Annotated in this window: 12 protein-coding genes, 1 tRNA gene and 1 pseudogene; 3 read left to right on the top strand and 11 right to left on the bottom strand. The window is 61.8% G+C overall.

The window, feature by feature from the left end; genetic code table 11:
• Positions 1-2: 2 nt before the first annotated feature.
• The 7 genes from E4Q08_RS17945 to E4Q08_RS17915 all read right to left on the bottom strand — a co-directional run bounded on the left by E4Q08_RS17945 (position 3) and on the right by E4Q08_RS17915 (position 8,511).
• Complete coding sequence (locus E4Q08_RS17945; RefSeq protein WP_169071368.1) at positions 3-1,796, bottom strand: SulP family inorganic anion transporter; 1,794 nt, start codon at positions 1,794-1,796, stop codon at positions 3-5.
• Between the two features lie 202 nt (positions 1,797-1,998).
• On the bottom strand, positions 1,999-2,520 hold the full coding sequence (locus E4Q08_RS17940; RefSeq protein ID WP_034910451.1) for a DUF1993 domain-containing protein: 522 nt from the start codon (positions 2,518-2,520) through the stop codon (positions 1,999-2,001).
• A 209-nt stretch (positions 2,521-2,729) separates the two neighbouring features.
• Positions 2,730-3,662, bottom strand: a complete 933-nt coding sequence (locus E4Q08_RS17935; protein ID WP_169071367.1) for a PEP-CTERM sorting domain-containing protein — start codon at positions 3,660-3,662, stop codon at positions 2,730-2,732.
• Positions 3,663-3,800: 138 nt separating this feature from the next.
• Positions 3,801-4,715 (bottom strand): urease accessory protein UreD, encoded by a 915-nt coding sequence (locus tag E4Q08_RS17930; protein WP_169071366.1) that lies wholly within the window; start codon positions 4,713-4,715, stop codon positions 3,801-3,803.
• 84 nt (positions 4,716-4,799) lie between these two features.
• Entirely contained in the window at positions 4,800-4,979 is a 180-nt protein-coding gene (locus tag E4Q08_RS17925; RefSeq protein ID WP_169071365.1) for a hypothetical protein, read from the bottom strand.
• Complete coding sequence (locus tag E4Q08_RS17920; RefSeq protein WP_169071364.1) at positions 4,933-5,484, bottom strand: hypothetical protein; 552 nt, start codon at positions 5,482-5,484, stop codon at positions 4,933-4,935. The genes E4Q08_RS17925 and E4Q08_RS17920 overlap by 47 nt, the downstream gene beginning before the upstream one ends.
• Positions 5,485-5,523: 39 nt before the next feature.
• A complete protein-coding gene (locus E4Q08_RS17915) occupies positions 5,524-8,511 on the bottom strand; it encodes an EAL domain-containing protein (protein ID WP_211203481.1) in 2,988 nt (995 codons plus the stop codon).
• Between the two features lie 275 nt (positions 8,512-8,786).
• Between E4Q08_RS17915 and E4Q08_RS17910 the strand changes: the two genes are divergently transcribed.
• A complete protein-coding gene (locus tag E4Q08_RS17910; RefSeq protein ID WP_169071362.1) occupies positions 8,787-9,737 on the top strand; it encodes a hypothetical protein in 951 nt (316 codons plus the stop codon).
• Between the two features lie 139 nt (positions 9,738-9,876).
• On the opposite strand, the gene E4Q08_RS17905 is transcribed toward E4Q08_RS17910, so the two are convergent.
• Positions 9,877-12,081 (bottom strand): SLC26A/SulP transporter family protein, encoded by a 2,205-nt coding sequence (locus E4Q08_RS17905; RefSeq protein ID WP_169071361.1) that lies wholly within the window; start codon positions 12,079-12,081, stop codon positions 9,877-9,879.
• A gap of 346 nt (positions 12,082-12,427) precedes the next feature.
• On the opposite strand from E4Q08_RS17905, the gene E4Q08_RS17900 reads away from it, so the two are divergent.
• Positions 12,428-12,502 (top strand) — tRNA-Val (locus E4Q08_RS17900).
• 138 nt (positions 12,503-12,640) lie between these two features.
• Complete coding sequence (locus E4Q08_RS17895; protein WP_034909029.1) at positions 12,641-14,176, top strand: class I SAM-dependent methyltransferase; 1,536 nt, start codon at positions 12,641-12,643, stop codon at positions 14,174-14,176.
• A 5-nt stretch (positions 14,177-14,181) separates the two neighbouring features.
• Here E4Q08_RS17895 and proA read toward each other — a convergent pair.
• The 3 genes and pseudogenes from proA to E4Q08_RS17875 all read right to left on the bottom strand — a co-directional run.
• Positions 14,182-19,926 (bottom strand): annotated as a pseudogene (gene proA, locus E4Q08_RS26410) (anti-phage protein ProA).
• A 172-nt stretch (positions 19,927-20,098) separates the two neighbouring features.
• Complete coding sequence (locus E4Q08_RS17880) at positions 20,099-20,530, bottom strand: thioredoxin family protein (RefSeq protein WP_034910247.1); 432 nt, start codon at positions 20,528-20,530, stop codon at positions 20,099-20,101.
• Between the two features lie 69 nt (positions 20,531-20,599).
• The coding region (locus E4Q08_RS17875; protein WP_169071359.1) for a response regulator at positions 20,600-21,270 on the bottom strand (671 nt) is incomplete at its 5' end.

Genomic DNA, 21,270 nt, shown 5'->3' with positions numbered 1-21,270 from the left:
GCTCAAGGGCTGGACCTCATGGTCTTCCACTCCACCGCAACCTCGGGATAGAGTCTGAGATAGGTGTTCACCGCTTCCCCGATGGTTGGAAAGAAGACTTCCGCGCCGAGCCGGTTAAACAGCCCGAAGCGCTTGAGCTTGTCCTGCACGGGATCCTTCATCTCGGCAAAGCAGAGCTCGATGCCGGCCGCCTGCAGGGTCTCGTCGAGCTTGGCGACGATGTCGGCGGCGGTGACGTCGACGCTGGTGACCGGTTCCGCGGTGATCACCAGCCAGCGTACCGGCGTCGGCGAGGCGGACACGGCGTCGAGGGCGCGCTCGTGGAACCACTCGGCATTGGCAAAAAACAGCGGTGCCGCCCAGCGAAAGAGGACCAGGCCCGGAATCAGGCGGGCGTCGGGGTGGCGCGAGATGTCGTGGTAGCCATTGATGCCCTTGACGCGGCCCAGTATCGCCGAGTCGGGGCGCCAGCCATCCCAGAGGAACTCGATCACGGCCAGCACGATCGCCAGACCAATGCCGGGAATCGCACCCAGCACGACGACACCGACGCAACAGCCGATCGACAGCCAGAACTCCCAGCGCTGGATGCGGTAAATGCGCCGCAGATCGGCAATCTCGAACAGGCCGATGGCTGCAGCGATCACCACCGCCGCGAGCGCGGTGTTCGGCAGGTACTGCAGCAGGTTTGGCGCCACCAACAGCAGCAGGGCCACCGCCAGGGCGCCGACGACGCTGGTCAGTTGGGTCTTGGCGCCGGCGGCCTCCGCCACGGGGGTGCGCGATGAGCTGCTGCTGATCGGAAACCCCTGGAAGAATCCGGCCGCCAGGTTGGCCGCGCCCAGTCCGACCATCTCCTGGTTCGGGTCGACGTGGCTGGCGGTCTTCTCGGCATAGGTCCGCGAGAGCACGCTGGTGTCGGCGAAAGAAACGATGGCGACGGCAAAGCCGCCCATCAGGACCGGCGCGATATCGGCCGGCGTGATCCACGGGATGGCGAAGGCGGGCAAGCCCTGCGGCAGCGAACCGAGCACCGACAGGCCGTGCTTGTCCAGGCCGAGCGTTGCCACGAGGACGGTGGCGCTGATCACGGCGATCAGTATCCCCGGAATGCGCTTGTCGCGTTTGAGCAGCATGATCAGTGCCAGGGTGCCGCCGCCGACCAGCAGCGCGATCGCGTTGGTCTTGCCAGCCAGCAGGGCCTGAAGAAACGCCCAGATCTTGTGCAACGGATCGTCGGCCTCGACCGAGAAGCCGAAGAGCTTGGGGAGCTGGCTGATCAGCACCGTCAGCGCAATGCCGTTCATGTAGCCGTAGCGGATCGGCTTGGAGAGCAGTTCGGTGACGAATCCGAGACGGGCGATGCCTGCCAGGATGCAGAGCAGCCCCGACACCACCGCCATCATGCTGGCCAGCGCGATGGCGCGCAGCGGGTCGCCGCTGGACAGCGGCAGGACGACAGCGAGGATCAAGGCGGCCAGCGAGGAATCCGGCCCGAGGACGAGAATCCGGCTCGGTCCGAACAGCGCATAGGCGAGCAACGGGATGATCGTGGCGTAAAGTCCATAGATGCCCGGTACGCCGGAAGCTACGGCGTAGGCAATGCCGACCGGCACCAGCATGGTGGTCAGCACCAGACCGGCAGCGATGTCGTGGCGCAGCCAGGCCATCTCGTAATGACGCAAGGTGTAGAGGCCGGGCAGCCATTTCAACCAGCCAGACTGGTCGGCAGCGCCCTGTCGGGGGGCAATGCGGCCACGTTCTGCACAAGGATCGGCAGGTTTCGATTCAATCATGTCAGCGGCCAGTCGGCAACCAAGTAACCCGGAACCTTGTTCATGTTCGGCTTCGTCAATTCGCTGGAAGAGCGCTATCCTTTCGCCGACCACCTGCACCCGGTGCAGAACTTGGCCGGCGTTCTCCTGCGCGAGGATAGCGGCGGTTTCGGCAGTGCCGGCTGGCTGCTCCTGAAGTTCTCGGTCCGGCAGACAGCGAAGTTCACGTTCGCAGGCGCAGTGCCCCCAGGTAGTCGCGCTTGCCCAATGGGACACCCTTTGAGCGCAGGATGTCGTAAGCGGTCGTGGCGTGGAAATGGAAATTCGGCAGAGAGAATGACAGCAGGAACTCTTCGGCCGTGAATGGCAGGCGGGTATTGCGGAACTCGAAGATCACCTCGCCACCTTCGTAGGCATTGATCTCCGCAGGCGTCAGGCGCTTGAGTGCGTCGCCGGCATCGGCAATGAGTGATTGCAGCGCCAGGTAGTTGAGCGGCAGGAGGTCGGCTGGCGGGCGAAAGACACCTTTTCTGATTCCCTCGATCGCGCCCAGGGAATGGTGAACGACCGACTGGACCTGGAAGCGAAACGGCAGCATGTCCGGGTGCAGGCGAGTCTCGACGATCTCCTCGGGGTCGAGCTGGTTGTCCCGGCAGTAGGAAAGACCCCGGTCCAGAAAGCCGCTGACCGCTCCCAGCGTTTGGAGGTAACTCACTACACTTCCGTCATAGAGCGAAATCGCCATGCTTGCTTTCCTGGTTGATGCCTCTGCGGCGGAGCCGGGCGAAAAAGCTGCCGGTCACCGTCAGCGGCTTGGTTTGAAGATGGGTGGTAGAACGTAGATCGGGGACCTGATCAGCATGCCATGCAAAACCCTGGCAGGACGTCACGATCGCCTCGAAGCTGTTGGCAAGCCGACAGAAGCGTGTCATTCAGGTGACGGGGCGCTCGATGCTATTCTTGCTCCTGCTTGCGGTGGCTGAACCCAAGGCCCGCCAGGCCGATTGCGAGAAGCATGAGGGAAGCTGGCTCGGCTGCGGAAAAGGCGCGGGGGGGCGGTCGGTTGTTGCTGCCCGCAGGCAACGGCGGGTCATAGCGTTCGGTCAGTGCGCCGAGCGTGTAAGCGCCTTCTGAGGAAGCGCCGATAAGTATCAGGTTGTATACCCGGATAGAGTCCTGATTCGAGAAAGTGAAGCCGGACGACAGATCGGAAGAATGGAATAGTCCAGGGAAATCAAAGCGTGCAAACAAGTCGCTCGTGGCGTTGCCGTCGATGTAATTCCCCCTCGCGTCGAAAACGAACTGCAGCGCCTGACTGAGGGCAATGTCGGGCAAACCCCCGGATGGGAAGCTGTCCGGACCTACCGTGACCGCCCCGGCCACTTCCTGCAAGAGATTCGCACTGAGAAGGGGCCTGGACGAAGGATCATCCGAGGTCACGTCATAGAAAAAGCCCGTGATCTGCAAGGAAGCGGTATTACCGGCGGTGACCGACCAGGTCGTCGGACCCGTGAAGCGCAGCCCCGGGTCCACTACCGAAAGCGTACTGGCATCGTCGGGCAGTGGTTCGACCGTGATGTTGCCTGCCACAACCGGTGTCGCATTGCCGAAGGCACGGGAAAGTACGCCGCTGCCCGTCGGGTCGATCAAGGGCATGCCGCTGAGCGAGCCGGGATTATTCCGTAAAGCATCCAGCAGCACGCTTCCCGAGGGAAAATTCTGGGCAAGCAAGGGCTTGAAGTTCGAGAAGGTGAGTCCGTCGACCTGGATGGTACCGCTGTTCAGCAGTTCGGCAAGGGTATTGGTGGTAGTGGCTTGGGCTGGTGTGGCCATGTAGAGGCAAACCAGCGTGGTGGCCGCGCAGGCAATGGTTCGAACAGTATGCATCACATACTCCTCCTGATTTTCGCTGCCAGGACGATCCTGGCAGCAGCGCTCGAATACAGGATAGCAGACTCCATCACGTCGTCAAGAATTCAGCAAGCGATTCGTGAGTCGCTGACGCGACTTTCACATTGAAGCGATTCAGGTGTTCCAGATGCGCGGCACGACGGCTGCCCTGCCAAGCGCCGCAGGGCGCAAGCATTTCCATACTTCGCTCAACCAGGCGCGTGCGGTTTCGGCGTTGGGCGCCAGGCAACGCGCCACCAGCAACTCTGGCAGTGCCGTGACCCCGGTCAGCAGGCCATCGCTTGCCGGCAGCGCCAGGCAGGCATCGAGCCATTCCTGCGGCACCGTCCTGCCGGCAAGCAGCAGCGTTGCGCTGACAGGCCGGCCGGCCAGACCGGCAGCCGCGTCGAGCCAGGCAGAGCCGCCAGACAGCCGAGCACGCTCGATCCACAGCGGCCGCCCTTCGCTTTCGATCCGTGTCGCCAGGTCGAGCTGGCCATAGCCGAAACATTCGCCGGCAGCCGTTCGACCCAGGCAGAGAATTTCCCAGCCGCAGAACATGCCGCCGGCGGCCAGTTCGACGCGCGTGTGCATCTGTGCGTCGGCGCCGTCGAAGACGATCGTCTCCTGCGGAAGCCACTCAACGACGGCATCGCGGGCAACGCGAACCCGCAACGACTGCTGCGCCGGCCGACCACCCGAACGATACCACTTGCCGGCACCGGGTGTGGTCAACAGCGCGTGTGCGTGGGGAGCCGCGGCAAGCGAGAGGTCCAGTCGGTCACCACCGGCGATGCCGCCCGGTGGATGCAGGACGATCACCTCACAGACCTCGGGCCCTTCCGGGTACAGCGCTTTCTGCACGCGTAGCGGACCGTAATGCTCGCGTCGCACCAGCACCGTCGTTTGTGCACGGCGCTCGAAACCGAGCGTCAGCCGTGCTTGCCAGCCGGGACGCGCCGCTTCTTCGATCGCATTCTCGGTGGCCGCCGCTGCCGTCAATCCGGCAGGGCCGCCAGAACCCCGTCCTTTTTCATGTCTTCTCCGCATCCGCGCATGCTGATCCCGCCAGTTCCCCGCAGCGGATACCGCAAGTGAGGAGGCCAGCTCATCATACCAGCAGAAACTTCGTTTTCAGTTCGAAAAGTCCAGCACCCGGGACAAACCCACGATGATCGCTCCGCCCACGAGGTAGGTGAGCACGATCGACAGGACCGCGAGAGGCAGTTTCCAGTGGCTGTCGGAGCGGTTCTGCGGCAAATGTCGTTCAATGACCAGATAGGGCGCCAGGTTGATGGCATGATAATTGATCATCACATAGGGAATGAACAAAAGCAGCGTCGGGGCATGCAAAAAATGTTTGATTGCCATCGCCGAGCGCTTGCGCCAGAGCAAAAACAAAGATGTATTCCCAGCGGCCATAGCGATATCGGTTGATCAACTTCCAGATGACCGAGAAAATGAAAACGTAGACCGGCAGCGTGAACATCAGATCGATTGAATAATTGCGGATCATCTGCATGATCGGCATGCCGGAACGGATGGTGAGCGAAAGCAGGAAAGGTTGAGAAATCATGTAGCATCCTTCCGCCAGTGCGGCGAAGAGGACCCCCGCGCCAACGAAAAGCAGCCTCGGGTTTTTGGGTCTTTGCGCTGACCGGGTTTTGAGTGCCCACATCAAAGTGACAGACAACAAACACAAGAGCAGGATGTGAGTAATGTTATCGACATCCCAACCCTTCATGTAAAAGGTCAGGAGCAGGGTGCACGCAGACCAGAACAAATAGAGGAGAAAGGGAACAGGGATGAGGCGAATCATGGCGACATCCTCGCGGAGGATGGGTTGGCCACTGGCACGTCATTCCAGCCGGCGGGCTGACACCGCCATTCGCAACAGATCCTCGATCTCGGTCGGCGGCAGCGGGCGGCTGAACAGGTAGCCCTGGATTTCCTGGCAGCCCTCTGCCCGCAGGAAGGCCAGTTGCTCCCCGGTTTCCACGCCCTCGGCGACGATGCCGAGGCGCAGGCAGTGAGCAAGCCGGATCACGGCACGGACGATGTCCGCATCGTCCGGATCGCTGCCGATGTCGCGGATGAAGTTCTGATCGATTTTCAGCTTGTCGATGGCGAAGCGCTTGAGGTCGGCCAGCGACGAGTAGCCGGTGCCAAAATCGTCGATCGATAGTACGATGCCGAGCGCCTTGAGACGGCGCACCGTGTCCAGTGTGTTGTCGGCGTCGTGCAGCAGGATCGACTCGTTCAGATCGAGTTCGAGCATGCCGGCGGGCAGGCCGGTTTGCTGCAGCACATCGGTCACCACCTCGGCGAGACGGCAACGGCGGAACTGCAGCGCCGACAGGTTGACCGACACCGGCGGCGGCGCCAGCCCCGCAAGCTGCCAGACAACCATCTGGTGACAGGCGGCTTCGAGCACCCAGCGGCCGATCGGGACGATCAGGTCGCAATCCTCGGCCACCGGGATGAAGCTGCTCGGCGGTACCTCCCCAATCTCTGGATCATTCCAGCGCAACAGTGCCTCGAGCCCGGTGATGCATTTGCCGGCGATATCATACTTCGGCTGGTAAACCAGGCGAAAGTCGTTGCCGCTCAGGGCATGATGCAGGCGGTTCTTCAGCAGTAGATGCTGGCACACCTGGTTGTTCATCATCTCGTCGAAGAAGCGATAGGTATTTCGGCCGGCCGCCTTGGCCGTGTACATCGCAGTATCGGCTCGTTGCAGCAAGGCGTCGAAGCTCTCCCCGTCGTCGGGGCAGAGCGAGATGCCGATGCTGCCTGCCGTGGCGATGGCGTGGCCATCGATGAGAATGGGCTCGGTCAGACGCCGCAGGATCTCGCCAGCCACGCGCTCGGCCGTAGCCTTGTCGGGAATGTCGTTGAGCAGGACGATGAACTCGTCGCCGCCCTGGCGGCTCATGGTGTCGGTGTCCCGCACACACTGACCGAGTCGGAGAACGACAGCCTTGAGCAATTCGTCCCCAGCGGCGTGGCCGAGGGTGTCATTGATCGCCTTGAAATTGTCGAGGTCGAGAAACAGCATCGCGACCAGCGTATGGTTGCGCTCGGCGAAGGCCTTGGCTTGCGCGAAGCGGTCGCGCACCAGCACACGGTTGGGCAGGCCGGTCAAGGCATCATGATGCGCGAGGAACTCGATACGCGCCTCGGCCTGCTTGCGTTCGCTAATGTCGATGAAAGTGACGACGGCGCCAAGCAGATCACCGCCACGGAACATCGGGTGCGACCAGGATTCGATCGGGAAGCTGGTGCCGTCGGCGCGCCAATGCACCTCGCCTTCGACGTGCGTGCTCTTGCCTGCGAGCGTAGCGCGCCGCACATGACACGCTTCTTTCGGGTAGGGACGGCCGTCGGAATAGGTATGGTGGATCAGCGCGTGGACTTCCTTGCCGACGATGTCCTCCTCGTGCTCGTAGCCGAGCATGCGCAGGCAGGCCTTGTTCACGAAAGTGCATATTCCGTTGATATCGGCACCGAAGATCGCCTCGGCCGCCGAATCGAGGATCAGTCGCAGCTGCTCCTGGCTATCGCGCAGCGACGCTTCCGCCAGATGCTGGGCCGTCACGTCCTGGCAAGCTCCATGAAGCCGGTGCTGTCCGCTTGCTGCAGGATGGTTCTCGTGATGCGCGTAGCAACGCAGCCAGCGCATGCTGCCGTCGCCATGAGTGATGCGCAGGGTAAAATCGCTCGACTGGCCAGGGGCAAGCCGGGTGATGTGGCGTTCGAACAGCGGCTGGTCCTCGGCCACCACCGAACAGCGCCAGCAGCCGCGCGTGATCAGTTCATCGGTGCTGAAGCCGAAGACGTCCACGGCATTGCCCGCACACCAGCCGATGCGGAACAACCCGTCGTTCGAGCGCGCGCAGGAGAAGATGAAATCGCTGGTGAGCGAGCTGATCCGCCGGTAGCGCTCCTCATTGGCGTATAGCGCGGCTTCCGCCTGCCGCCGCGTCAGCTCGGCACCGGCACGGGCGGAGAGGATGCGCATGCCGGCTTCTATGGTCTGCGAGTAGGCCAGCGTCCGCCGGCTGACCATCGCGATCAGGCCGACCACCTCACCGTTGCCGTCGAGAATGGGCTCGCCGATGTAGGCTTCGGCCTGCATGGTCAGAAGGTCGCGGTCCTCCGGAAACAGCGCCTGCACATGACTACTGTAGCATTTGCGCGTTCGCTGCAAGACATTCTCGCAGGGCGTCCCGGACAGTGCATAGACGTACCCGGGTTCGCGCCGCTGACCATCGGCACAGACTGCGATCACCCGTACCCGGGTCGGATCGGGCTCCAGCAGTGCGATGTGAACATGGTCGGCGTCGAATGTCTCGGCAGTGAAACGGACCAGTGCGTCGAAGCAGTCCGTGCCGTGGTGCTGCGAAACGAAGCTGGCGGTGGCCATCAGCGTCGATTCGAGGGTGCGCTGCTCGGTAATGTCGCGGGCGATGCCGAGCACACCGATCAGGCGTCCTTTGCTGTCGTGCATCGGCGTTTTGACGGTTTCGAACAGGCTGCGATACCCGTCTGCGACAAAGGTCAGCCATTCCTCGTTGCGCGACGGACTGCCGGTGGCGACCGCAGCGCAATCCTTTTCGCGGACGAAATCGGCCAACGCAGGCGCGGCAAAATCGTAATCGGTCTTGCCGACGAGATCTGCTTCGCTGGCGCCGTAGAGGCCTTCAAAAGTCCGGTTGCACGCCAGATAGACGCCGTCGGGATCCTTGAGCCAGACCGGGTAGGGAATCGTCTGCAACACTGCGCGCAGTAGCGTCGAGTCGTATTCCCAGTGTGGCCGCGTATCGTCCGTTCTGTCCGTATCCATGTGCTTGTGCATGCGCCGCAAACCCATAGGCTAGCGCTTGGCGCAGCCAATGGCTGATCCCAAAAAGAGGTGTTGCCGCACCCAACTCTGGATTGAATTTACGGGGAGATCCGCAAGCTCAGCCAGGGAGCCAGACTATCGCACGACAAGGGACGCGACATGGACATTTTTCTCGAAAAATACCGGAACGTAATCTCCTCTGGGTGGTCAGGCCTGATTCCTCATTAAGGAGTATATTCCGTATCTTGACACGGGTATTCAGCAGGAGTGTTGAAATGCAGAACAAACCTCCCTTGCCATCCAGAAAACAGGACACGGTCAGCGCCGAGCAAGTCCAGGCGCTGATGGACGACATTGACAATTCAATAGCCAGCATCGACGAGAAGTTGAGCGTATGCAGGTCAGCGCCGAGCAGACCAGTGGGTCAAGCGAACTCGACAATCGGTCTTGTGTATCAGCATACCTTTGCCGATGCCAAGGGCGCAAGCTCCAAAACGCAAACGGGGGAAGCCCCATCCCCCAACAGGTCTGGGCAGGGTCTGCTGGCAGAACTTGCACACGCTGCAGAGAGGCTTTCGCAACAAAAAATCGAAGAAGATCGTTCGCAGCAGCAAATCGAGCAACGCTTTGACCGCGCGCTGAGGCTGATCTTCGACTACCTGAATCAGTTCACACAGCACCTTAACGTCATCAAACCTGCGCTATCCCTGGTAGGCTACACGCTTGATTTTCGACATCGCTTTGGCACTGGTCGATGCGCCGAGGGGTTCGTCAACTACCGAACGCGCAGCAACTCGGAGATGGCTCTGATCGAAACCGTCACCTTACGCCTACGCTATGCCACTGAGGCTTTAGACGTCATCCGCCCGGCCGAAAAGGCCCAAGAGCTTCGTGATGAGCTGGACCTGCTCAATCTGAGAATAACAGGGGAAAGAAATGTGGATCTTGCCAGAAATGGCAGCAGCGTCAGATTCACTCTCGCGGGATCGATCCCGGTACAAGTCAACTTCCGCTGCGATCTCTCCAACGGCAGGCTCATCGTTCGTGGGCGTAATTTCGGCGCACTTGGATTGAGCGCATATCTGATCGATCTGGAGAGGTTGTCACACGCTTCCCTTGAAGCCATTGGCCTGATTCTGCTGGGGCGTGCCGTCCGACTGCCGAACGAGTTTGTTCCGGTCGCCTTCCATACCAGGTTCCCTGATGAAAAAACGCTGCGGTTCTAACGGTCATGACTTTGCCAGGCACCCCCGATCATGAAAGTCTGACCGTTTCCCTCTCGTGAGTCGCATACGCGACTTTCACATTAACGGTCATGGCTACATCAGCTATCCCGATGATGCGCCAAGACCCTCCCAAGACCCTCTACTCCTGCATCGCGAGCAGTTCCTTGTCGGCGTAGCTCAGGCGCAATGCCAGCACCTGGGCAATTGCCTGCATCAGCTGCAAGGCGAGCCGTCTGTGCTCTTCGCACAGTTTCTCGAAGCTCTCTCGGTGCAACACGTAGAGTTCGGTTTCTTCCATGGCTGTGGCGTCGGCGCTGAAACTGACCGCCCTGGTGACGAAGGACAGGCCGCCAATAAAATCGCCACGCCCATAGGTCAAGCGGTGACGGCTGCTGCCTGTCCCAGGAACTGGCGTGGTGATGCGCACGGCCCCCTTGCGTATGAGATATAGCCGGTCAGCCGCATCACCGATCGAGAACACCTTCTCGTTCTTTGCCACCGAGCGACGTTCTAGACACTCGACAAGCGCAATCAGCGAATCCTCCTTGGAGTCCTTGAAGATTTCCATCTCGTAGATCTCGAGCGGCGGAACCTCGGCCGCCTTCGCCAGTTTGTCCTCCAGTACCTGGTCTTCAACCCATTCGACTGCGTCGTCGAGTTCTCCGAACACCTGGACATGATCGGTCGTGGTCGTGAGGTCCATCCGCTCGAACAGCTCGGCAAGATTCCGCCCGTTGGGCAGGGTATGCGTCAAGCCGCTGAAGACCAGGAAAGCACCGCGTTCAATCAGCGAATCCCGGATCTGACTCAAGAGGTGCACCGCCGTGACGTCAACCGACTGGACGCGGCGCATGTCGAGCACGATGTAGGTGCGCTTGCTCAATTCAGGCTCGAGGGCGGTGTACAGCTGGTCCTTGGTACCGAAAAACAGACTGCCCTGCAGCTCCAGGATCGTGGTCCGGTCTCCGCGCTGTTCGAGCAGTTCCATCTCGTGTCCCAGGCGCACCCGCTTCGAGAACCGTTCACTGCCGTTGGCCTTGCGGCGAATGACCGTGCTCGTCAACTGCTCGCGAATGAACAGGAACATCGCCAGTGCAATGCCCACCGCTGACGCCGCAATCAGGCTGTAAGCGAGCGCCACAGCCACTACCGCCAGAATCACCGCGAAGTCAAGCATCGTCCACGAGGATTCGAGCAGGTGAAGACTCTTGAGGTCGATCATCCGGATACCTACGACGATCAGGATGCCCGCCAGAGCAGCGACCGGTATCCAGGCGATGAACGCTCCCAGGGCGAGAAATGCGAGCAGCGCCAGCACACCTTCAACGACTCCGGAGACGCGCGTCTGTCCGCCACTCGCCAGGTTGACCAGGGTCGCACCCATTTGCCCTGCGCCTGGCATACCGCCGACACAGGCCGAGGCGACATTGCCCAGACCTTGCGCAACCAGTTCGCGGTTGGAGTCGTGGCGACTGCGGGTGAGTGCGTCGAGAACGACGGCCGTCTTGAGCGTGTCGATGGACAGCAACACGGCCAGGGTAAGCGCCGTCCACATGAGGGCGGCGATCTGGCCGAGCTTGAGCTCGCCGATGTCCCGCCAACGACCGGTGACCGCCTCGAGCATGCCCGCAGCGGAACCGCCGAGTGGCCCGATGATCAGCTTGTTGCCTTCGAGGACCAGCATCGATTCGTCCACGAAGTGCGCCAATCCGAAATAGGTGAGCACCCCGGCCAGCAGGCCGAGGATGGCCGCCGGCACAACGCGGGTAACCAAAGGCGCGCCAAGCATCACGGTCGCCGTGACGACGCCGATCAGCGCACTCTGCCATTGCCATGTCTGCGGTGAGGTGAGCGTGCGCCACAGGGACTGATTGCCGAATACGCCGAGGAATTTCGGAATCTGGCTGCCGATGATGATCAGGCCCACCCCGGTCAGGTAGCCACTGACCACCGGAAATGGAATGTACTTGATCAGGCTGCCAATCCGCATCAAGCCGAGAAGGATCTGAATCAACCCGGCCACCAGGCCAAGGGCGGTCAGCCGCAACACGATGAACGCCGGGTCGACGTCCAGTTGCACGAGTTCGATGGCAAACGCCGAGAGAACCGCAGCGGCGGGTGCACACGGCGCCGTGATCAGCCGATTGGTCCCACCCAGGCTCGGCGCCACCAGGCCGAGAGCAGCCGCTCCGAGAATCCCTGCGAGTGCGCCCAGACCGGCATAGGCAGGACCGATCGAGGCATAAATGGTGACGCCAAAAGCGATCGCCGACGGCAGAGCGACCAGCATCGCCGCAAGGCCTCCCCAGAAATCGCCAACCAGCTTGTCATTCTTGAAACGCATTGCCAGTTCCATAGCACAGGCCCTCCATCCAGATTCTTGCGATCAATAAAAGCCCTCTCGCCAACACCTCCTTCGCTCATGCACAAGCGATAATTACCAGACCAACACCCTGGCAATCATTGATCCTAACACAGCGAAAAGTGGTGGTCCGGGTTTTACGCCAGCTGCATCCGTGCCAGTTAAGCGGATTGACCGGGCTAGCGACTTGTGATGTAATCCCGGCTTCCGTGGCTATGGCGGACCGTACCGGGGCGGAAAGGTACCGATCCATGCGGAAACAGATGAGCTTTGCAGCCGTGTGCGTGGTGACGATCTCGGTGTGACATCATCGCTGCAACAGGAATTGGGGCGATTAACTCAGTGGTAGAGTGCCACCTTCACACGGTGGAAGTCAGTGGTTCGAACCCACTATCGCCCACCAGAAAAACCAAAGAAAATCATCGCCTTGGCTGGTCATAGCAGCTGAACAAGATAGCATGGCTCGCCGAAGAAGATAAACGCTCGCTGCGGCGCGCCTTTGCCTGCTCGGATCAAACAGCTGGCTTGACAAGGACAAATCATGCGCGATTGGACTGCCGGCTACGTTGCCGATATAGGCTACACCTATGGCTACTACCCAGAGTTGAACCCGCTGCGAGCAAGAATGGCTTTCCTTAACGCAGGCCTGGTCTTCCCCGAAGTGCTGGTTGCGTGCGAACTTGGCTTTGGCCAAGGCATGAGCGCCAATCTGCATGCAGCAGCTTCGCTGACGCAGTGGTACGGCACGGACTTCAACCCGTCGCAGGCGGGTTTCGCACAGGCGCTTGCTGCGGCCTCCGGTTCAGGTGCCAAACTTTACGACGATTCTTTTGTGGACTTCTGCAACCGTTCCGACTTGCCCGAATTCGACTACATTGGCATCCACGGCATCTGGAGCTGGATCTCCGCAGAGAATCAGCAGGTCATCGTCGACTTCATTCATCGCAAGCTCAAAGTGGGCGGGGTTCTTTACATCAGTTACAACACCCAGCCCGGCTGGGCTGCCATGGTGCCGATGCGCGACCTGCTCACCGAACACGCATCCACCCTGGGTGCTGAAGGTCATGGCATCGTCCAGCGCATCGACGCAGCGCTTGAATTTGCCGAGAAGCTCATCGCCACCAATCCCGGCTACGCCCGTGCCAACCCATCGGTGCACGAACGGCTCAAACAGATCAAAGGACATAATCGCAACTACCTGGCGCATGAGTATTTCAACCGCGACTGGCTGCCCATACCCTTCTCGCGGATGGCCGAGTGGCTCTCGCCGGCCAAGCTCGATTACGCCTGCTCGGCCCACTACCTCGATCATCTCGAAGCTCTGAATCTCACCGCCGAGCAGCTGACCCTGCTAAACGAGATCCCCGACCCGATGTTTCGCCAGACGGTACGCGACTTCATGGTCAACCAGCAGTTCCGCCGTGATTACTGGGTCAAGGGGGCACGCAAGCTCAACCCACTGGAGCAGGTCGAAGCCCTGCGCCAACAGAAGGTAGTGCTGACGAAATCTCGTGCCGATGTTCCTTTGAAGGTTGCCGGGACTTTGGGTGAGTCCGCCATGAGTGAGGCGATTTACCTTCCCATTCTGGACGCGCTTGCCGACCACAAGCCGAAGGCTTTGGGCCAGCTGGAACAGGTACTGAAGGATAAAGGGGTGCTCTTCGCCCAGATCGTGCAGGCGCTCATGATCCTCACTGGCGCAACTCATCTGACCGCAGCTCAGGACGAGGCGGCGACCGCCAAAGCCAGGAAATGTACCGACAAGCTCAACGCCCATCTGCTGCAGAAAGCCCGAGGCAGTAGCGACCTCGGCTTTCTCGCCAGCCCGGTGACCGGCGGTGGCGTATCCCTGGGTCGTATTTCGCAACTCTTCCTGCTGGCCGTCAGTCAAGGCAAGAAGCAACCCAGCGATTGGGCGCAGATGGTGTGGCAAATTCTAGCGTCGCAAGGGCAGAAGATCATCAAGGAGGGCAAGACGCTGGAGACGGTTGAAGAGAACATCGCCGAGCTGACAGCGCAGGCCAGCACTTTCGCCGACAAGCAGTTAGCGATCTTGAAGGCCATGCAGATAGCATGAATGTATCACGACGGACTGGCGGCTGCAGCCTCTGTAGCGCGCTGGCTGCGGCTCTTTTCAAGTAGCTTGCGCAAGTCGGCGTCGATTTTTTCGAGCGTGCCGGCAGCATCGATCCACCAGTCGGTCGACCAGACACGCAGGATTTCCCAACCGAGGCCGCGCAATACCTGTTCGCGCAGCTTGTCGCGGTCGCGTGCAGTCGCTGCGCGGTGATAGGTGGCGCCGTCGCATTCGATGCCGCACAGGTAAACGCCCTTGGCATCGGGATGGACGACCGCCAGATCGATGCGGAAAACCGAGGATCCGACCTGGGTATGCAGTTCCCAGCCCTGATGGGCGAGCGCGGTGGCGACGGCTTCCTCGAACGGGCTTTCGAAATCACCGAGGCTGGCGGTCCTGGCTTCGGCCAGCGCCGGCGCGCCACGTTCGGCGAAATCGAGGAAGTGCTTGAGGTCGCGAACGCCGATCGCCTGCGTGCGGGCGAGGTCCATCTGTTCGGCCCTGAGACTCGAAAAGATTCGCAGTTCATGACGGGCGCGGGTAATGGCGACGTTGAGCCGCCGCTCGCCGCCAGCGCGGTTCATCGGGCCGAAATTCATCGAAACGGCGCCCGCGTGATCAGGGCCATAGGTGATCGAGAAGTAGACGATGTCGCGCTCGTCGCCCTGGACGCTTTCGAGGTTCTTGACAAAGACAGGTTCCAGTTCCACGTCGGCGAAGTGCGGCTCGATCGACGGGTCGCGGCGCCGTTCTTCGTCGAGCAGATCCTCGATCAACGCCTGTTGCTCGGTGTTGAAGGTGACGACGCCGATGGTCAGCCGCGATTCCCGGAAAGCGGGGGATTTCAGGCGGTCGACCAGGTCGGCAACCAGCGCTTTCGCTTCGGACTTGTTGATACGCGCGCCGCCCTTCTCGTAGACGCCCTGGACGTAATGAAAACTCAGCGCGTGGTCGGTGGTGACCGGCGAAGGGAAGGTCACCAGTGAGCCGCCGTAATAGCGGTGGTTCGAGAAGGCGATCAGGCTCTCGTGGCGGCTGCGGTAATGCCAGGCCAGGTGCATCGTCGGCAGGTTGGCACCGAGGCATTCGTCGAGAATGCTTTCGAGGTCGGCTTCGATATCTTCTTCGTCGAACTCCGATTCGGCACGGTCGAAGAAATTGGTCGGCGGCAACTGCCGTGGGTCGCCGACCATGACCACTTGGCGGCCACGTGCGATCGCGCCGATGGCATCCCAGACCGGAATCTGTGAGGCCTCGTCGAAGACGACGACATCGAAGATACTGGCGTCGGCGGCCAGGTACTGGGCAATCGACAGCGGGCTCATCAGCAGGCACGGTGTCAGCTTCGTCAGTGCTGTCGGGATGCGCTGGATCAACTCGCGCAGCGGCAGATGCCGCTTCTTCTTGTTGATCTCGTGGCGCAGGATCCCCCATTCGGAACTGCGAGTCACCCCGTCCTGCGTCGGCAATGCGGCGCACAGCCCGGCGCGAACGCGTGCCCGCGTGAGTTCGGTAAAGCGCTCGTCGAGGGCGCGAAAATCGTTGATGCGCTGTTCGTGTTCGGCGGCGACGAAGCCGCGGATGACCGGCTCTTCATCAACCACCGCGTTTAACCACCAGCGGCTGTAGTTGATTTCAAAGGCCCGGCGCAGCGTTCCCTGTGCCAATTCGCTGTTCTCGATCGCCGCGACCAGCGGCGCCAAGCCGAGAGCCCGCGCCTGTTCACCAACCTTGCGCCAGGCGCACCAGGCATGCAGCCGGTTCGCCAAGCGGAGCATCGCCGTGCAGCGCTCATCCAGCTGATCGAGCGGGATGTCTGCAAAAGCATGACTGACGGCTGCCGTAAAACCGCCGGTTGCACAGAGGTGGCTGATCGCCGGTTGCAGCGCGCCGCAGGTGTCAAGATATGCATCGGCGGTGGCGGGATCGAGACGCGCCCCGTTGTCGCCGAGGAGACGCTGCAGCGACGTCATTATGGCAGCGAACTCGTCGGGTGAGTCGGCGAGCTGGGTGATTGCCGTCTGGAGGTCGAGGGCGGTTGCGAGGTTTTCCGAACGTGTGCCGAGACCGGACCAGAGCTGTGCGGTGAGCGGGCCGAGATGGTCGAGCGTCTGCAGCTCGGCATCGAGCGCCTGCAAGCTGCGCAGCTGCCGCAACTGCCTGGCCAGGCGCTCGCCGCAGCGACCGTCGGCAACCGCCGCGAAGCGACCGACATTGCCGCAGGGCTGCTCCTTTTGCAGCCCCCGCAGCACCTGCTGGAAGTCGAGCGCACACTCGGCAAGTTCCGGCCGCGTCTTGAGGCCGGCCCAGACGCCGTCGGTAGCATTGCCGATCGCCAGCGCCGACACCTGCGCGCGCCGCGATCGGATCCTCGCCAGCGCAAACAGGTCGCCGGCGATGTCCGGCTCACCGGCACCGGCCAGTACGGTCTGCAGAGTCGCGCGAATCCGGCGTCTGGCCAGCCAGGACATCGGCCACATGGCCTTTTCGGCCTTTGCCCAGTCGCGCTGCAGTTGCAGCACGTCCAATTGCTCGACCAGGGGGTCATACTCGACCGACAACTGCCCACACAGGCGCTTGATTTCGGCGAGGAGCTGCAGTCCCTGCTGCAGATCCTCGACCACCGCTGCCGACCAGGGCTCGCCGATCTGGTCGAACAGCGCACGGCGCTGTTGCAGCAAGGCCAGGCCGCGCCGACAGGCGCTGATGACGGCCTCCGGCCAGGGCGGCAGGTTTTCGCCGCTGCGTTCGCGGTGTCTGGCGGGCAGCTCCCGATCGGCCGGCAAGGGTTCGGTGAAGGCTGCGGCGTCGGTGCGCAGGATGAATGGCCAATCGTCGCCGCTGGCCTGCGACAGGATTCCCGCGAGGACGCCGAGGGCGCCGCGCCGGCGACGGTCGAGCGGTGTGCGCGGTAGTCCGCTGGCTTCGCAGAAACGTTCCGCAGCGTTCCGCAGAAGCTGCAGCGTGCTCTGACGGGTCTTCCCCCGTAGCTGTTTAAGTGCTTGAAAACATTAGTACCGTTACATGCCTACAAATGAGCTAAGTGCTTGAAATTATTAGAGCGAGGGGGGAAGATCCGTCTGAACACGGCCAACTGCCTCGACGAACGCTTGCTGCCAGCTCGGCGACCAGTCGGCGTGTCCGATTGGCGCCAGCGGTCCGTTCCTGAGATCCTCCTGAGCCACCGCCACTGCATTGACCTGCAGACGGTCGGTGATCTCGCGCATCGCTGCCATGGCGGCTGCATCATGAGCATCGGCTCTGCGCCACGACAGGGCCAGCGCGGGTACCTTGCTGCGCGTATCATCACCCTCGCCATCCAGCACGCGCCCGATGGCCTGATAAATCGTCATTCCGTTCGGGTGCCGATGATGCAGGCGTTCGACATAGACGTTGAGCTGGTCGCGCAGCCCTTGCAGGCGCTGCGCTTCGGCGCGCCAGGCGTCGGCATCGATGCTGCCCTGCGCCGCCCAGGCTGCCTGCAACTGTGCCAGGACGTCGAGCTTTCTGGCTTTGCTGGAATGCAGTTCAAGGCAGAACTCACCGAGACCGACTTCGCGCAGGCGCCGGTAGACCACATCGAGCGCCGCCATCTTCTCGGAGACGAAGAGTACGCGCTTGCCCTCGGCCAGGCACTGCGCGATGAGGTTGGCGATGGTCTGACTCTTGCCGGTCCCCGGTGGTCCGATGAGGACGAAGTCCTTGCCGCGCACGGCGGCGATGATCGCCGAAAGCTGCGATGAATCCGCAGCCAGCGGGCAGAAGGTCTGCTCCGGCGCGAACTCGCGGTCCAGCCGGCTGCGCTCGGGAAAAGCCAATTGCGCGGGATAGCTCTCGCGCGGCGTGTCGATCAGATGACGGACCACCGGATTGTCGCGTAATTGCTCGGTGCGCTCGCTGAGGTCTTTCCACATCAGATGCTTGGCGAATGAGAACATCGACAGCACCACCTCTTCGCTGACTTCCCAGCCCTTGATGTCCTTGATCGCCTGCGACACCAATCGCCAGATCGCAGTGACGTCGAGGCCACCTTGATCCCTGGGCAGTTCGCCGTCGGCAACCCCGAGACTGAGTTTGAAATCCTGGCGCAGCATCTCGATCAGTGTCGGATTGAAGCGCGGCTCGTCGTCATGCAGGGTCAGGGTGAAACCCGAACGGACACTGCGGCGGTTCAAGGTCACCGGCACCAGCAACAGCGGTGCGCGGTAGCGTTGCCCGATCCGCTGCTGGTCGCCCTTTTCGTCACGGCTCCAGCAAAGGAATCCGAGCGCGAGGAAGAGCGTGTTCGCGCCGCCCTCCTGGAGTGTGCTGCGAGCCGTTCGATAGAGATCGACCAAACGGCTGTCAAGTTCCTCGCGCGTGATCGCGACAAAGACCTCCCGACGTTGCAGGGCGTCAAGGGCATGCTGGCGGCGCAGGTCTTCACGCTCGCGCGCTTCGTGGATGGCCAGATTGCGGGGATCGGCGCCGTCCATGAGATCGGGCCGGGGCAGCAGCTTCAAGGGCAGCATCTCCGATAGCCGATCCTCAAGGGCAGCGGCGTCGGGAGCCTCGAGCGTCAGCGCCTGTTTGCTGCTGCGGAAATTCAGCAGTTTGTTGCGCAACGACAGGTCGAGCAGCTTGCGTTGCCAGCGCGCGAGGCGATCGGCGGGCCTGAGTGTCGCCGGGTCTGCTTCGCCGGAAATATCTTCGTCCGGCAGTTCGGGCGCTTCGGCGAATGCCGGTTCCAGCGCTGCTGCTGGCTCGCCGCCGGCAGCGGTGCCGGGCAAGTCGACGCTCGCCAGTGGCTTGATCCGCTGTAGGCGGGCGCGCCGGATGTCGACCGCGAGTTCGAAGGCATCCTCCTCAACGATGTTCTGCTCGCCGCACTGGACGGCATAAGAGAATGCCGGCGCCGGCCGCTGCGTCACCAGGGTGGTTTCGAAAAGCAGCAATTCCTTGAGCCTGACGCGTTTGCGCAGAGACGCGACGTCGTCGATGACGCTGCTCGAAAATTCTTCTGGCTTGAGCCAGACGCCGGCGAAGGCGTGCTCCTTGGTGAACACCAGCAGCGGATTCAGACCGGCCTGCTCGATCGCCGAGGAGAACAGCAGCGCCAGGTCGAGGCAGGTCGCGAGCCCCGACTCGGCAAGCTGTGTCGGTCCCCGCACCTTCTGGCCGCTGTGTTCGAAACTCGCCGGTGGCAGCGCGTAGTCGAGCCCCATTGCCGCGACGGCACTCCAGATGCCGGAGCTGAGTTCCCAGGCGCGCCGAGCACCGCCCTGGTAGCCATCCAGCGCCGGGTTCCGGCCATTCCTGCGCAACACCTCGCTGGCTTGCTTGAGCAGGCGATCGACTGCCGGGTCATTGGGTTGCACGAAGGCGGCGACCATGTCCGGGAATTGCGATAGTCCTCCCCACTGGTTGCGGGGCAGGAGCTGCACGCAGCATTCAAGTCGCGCCAGTTCGCCGGCGGAATCGCCACGGCGACGCAGGACAAAAGAGACGGTCGCAGTCTCGGCCTCGGTCAGGTGTGTCAGCAACGCCGCGTCGAGCCGCACATCGACATCGCCGATACGGTAGCGCTGTCCTGCTCCGAGCGCTTCGACCTGCCAGACCTTGGCTTGCAGAAACGCCGGAATGGATTCGATGCCGAGTTCGAGGCTCTCGAGCGCCTCATCGGCATCGTTGACGATGCTCAGTTCGCGGAGCATCGGCACCGCGTTCTGGAAGTCTGCGAGATTCAGCTTCGCGATCAGCTCAACGTCAATGCGCTGAAGCTTCAAGTGCTGATTGCTCGGCTTGTGCTCATCCATCGCCTCATCCCCTTTCTCATCCAGACCCCAAAGGAGTTTAATGTGAAAGTCGCGTCAGCGATTGCCGTAGCCCGGGAAGGCCGCCAATGACTTCACCCTTAAACTGCTGCCGAGCGCGTCAACGCTGCTACGTGCAGATCCTCGCCAGCTCGTCGGGGCCAAGCCGCCGCAGATCTATATTTTCCTGCCAGCCGCGCCGCTCCGCACTGGCGTGCGCGTACGCCCGACTCTCATCTGCGCTTTGTTGCAGGAAGGCCCTCAGGGTGCGTTGCAGGTGACTCGGAGAAGGAGGCATGCTGGCGTAGAAAAGTACCCATTCCCGACGCTTGATGAGCAGCGTCGGGAAGTTTTCCACATCCAGGTCGCCCAGTTCATCTGCGTGTGCTTCGATATCCAGCCAGTGAAACCGTGCCGTAGAAAACTGCCCGGCGATTTCCTGGAAAGCGCTGCGATATTCCCGGCAAACACCGCACCATTCGGCGCACAGACAGACGACCAGGAATTCCGCAGCAGCGCTTTCGGCGCTGTCCGGTAATCGCTGCTGATGCATCACTGCCATGACTTTCCTGCACTCCTGGTGTGATTCCGGGGAGCAGTCGTCGGCCACGTCGCTGATGCCCAGCAGTCTTCAAGCGCCAGCCTGGCTCCGCAGGAGTTGTTGAATGTGGCTAATGAGTTGCTCTTCGGGGTAAGGCTTGCCAAGCACCACGTTGACCCCGGCGGCGGCGGCGTCGGCACGTAGCTGTTCGTTGTCGGAGGTCACCATGATGATCGGCAGATGAGCGGTGCGGGGATTGTCGCGCAACTGGCGCGATAATTGCAATCCATTCATTCCCGGCATGTCCACATCGGTCACCAGTACGTCGGGCGCCGAAATCTCGATTTGTCTCGCCGCGTCCAGACCGTCTTCGGCCATCAGAACCTGATATCGGTGTGCAGTGAGCAGGCGGCTGGTCTTGACGCGGACCACCTTCGAGTCGTCGGCAATCATCACCACGGTTTGTTCCTCGGTCTTGAGCTTCGGTGCAAGTGCTGCGGCCGTGGCGGCGCGGGTTCGCTGTGCTTCCTCGGCCTGGCGTTGGGTTTCGCGCTCGATCGCTGCCTCAACGGCCTGGCGTTCATCCTCTTCCTGCCGAAGGGCTTCCTCTACGGCCAGACGGTCGGCCTCGCGACGAGCGGCAACCTCGACCGCCTGACGTTCAGCCTCGCGACGTGCAGCAACCTCGGCCGCCTGACGTTCGGCCTCGCGGCGAGCGGCAACCTCGGCCGAGGTTGCTGCACGTCGCGAGGCTGAACGTC

This window comes from Candidatus Accumulibacter contiguus (assembly GCF_012940005.1).
GTDB lineage: Bacteria > Pseudomonadota > Gammaproteobacteria > Burkholderiales > Rhodocyclaceae > Accumulibacter > Accumulibacter contiguus.
The sequence above is the reverse complement of the archived record's forward strand: the minus strand, read 5'-3'. Positions and strand labels throughout refer to the sequence as shown.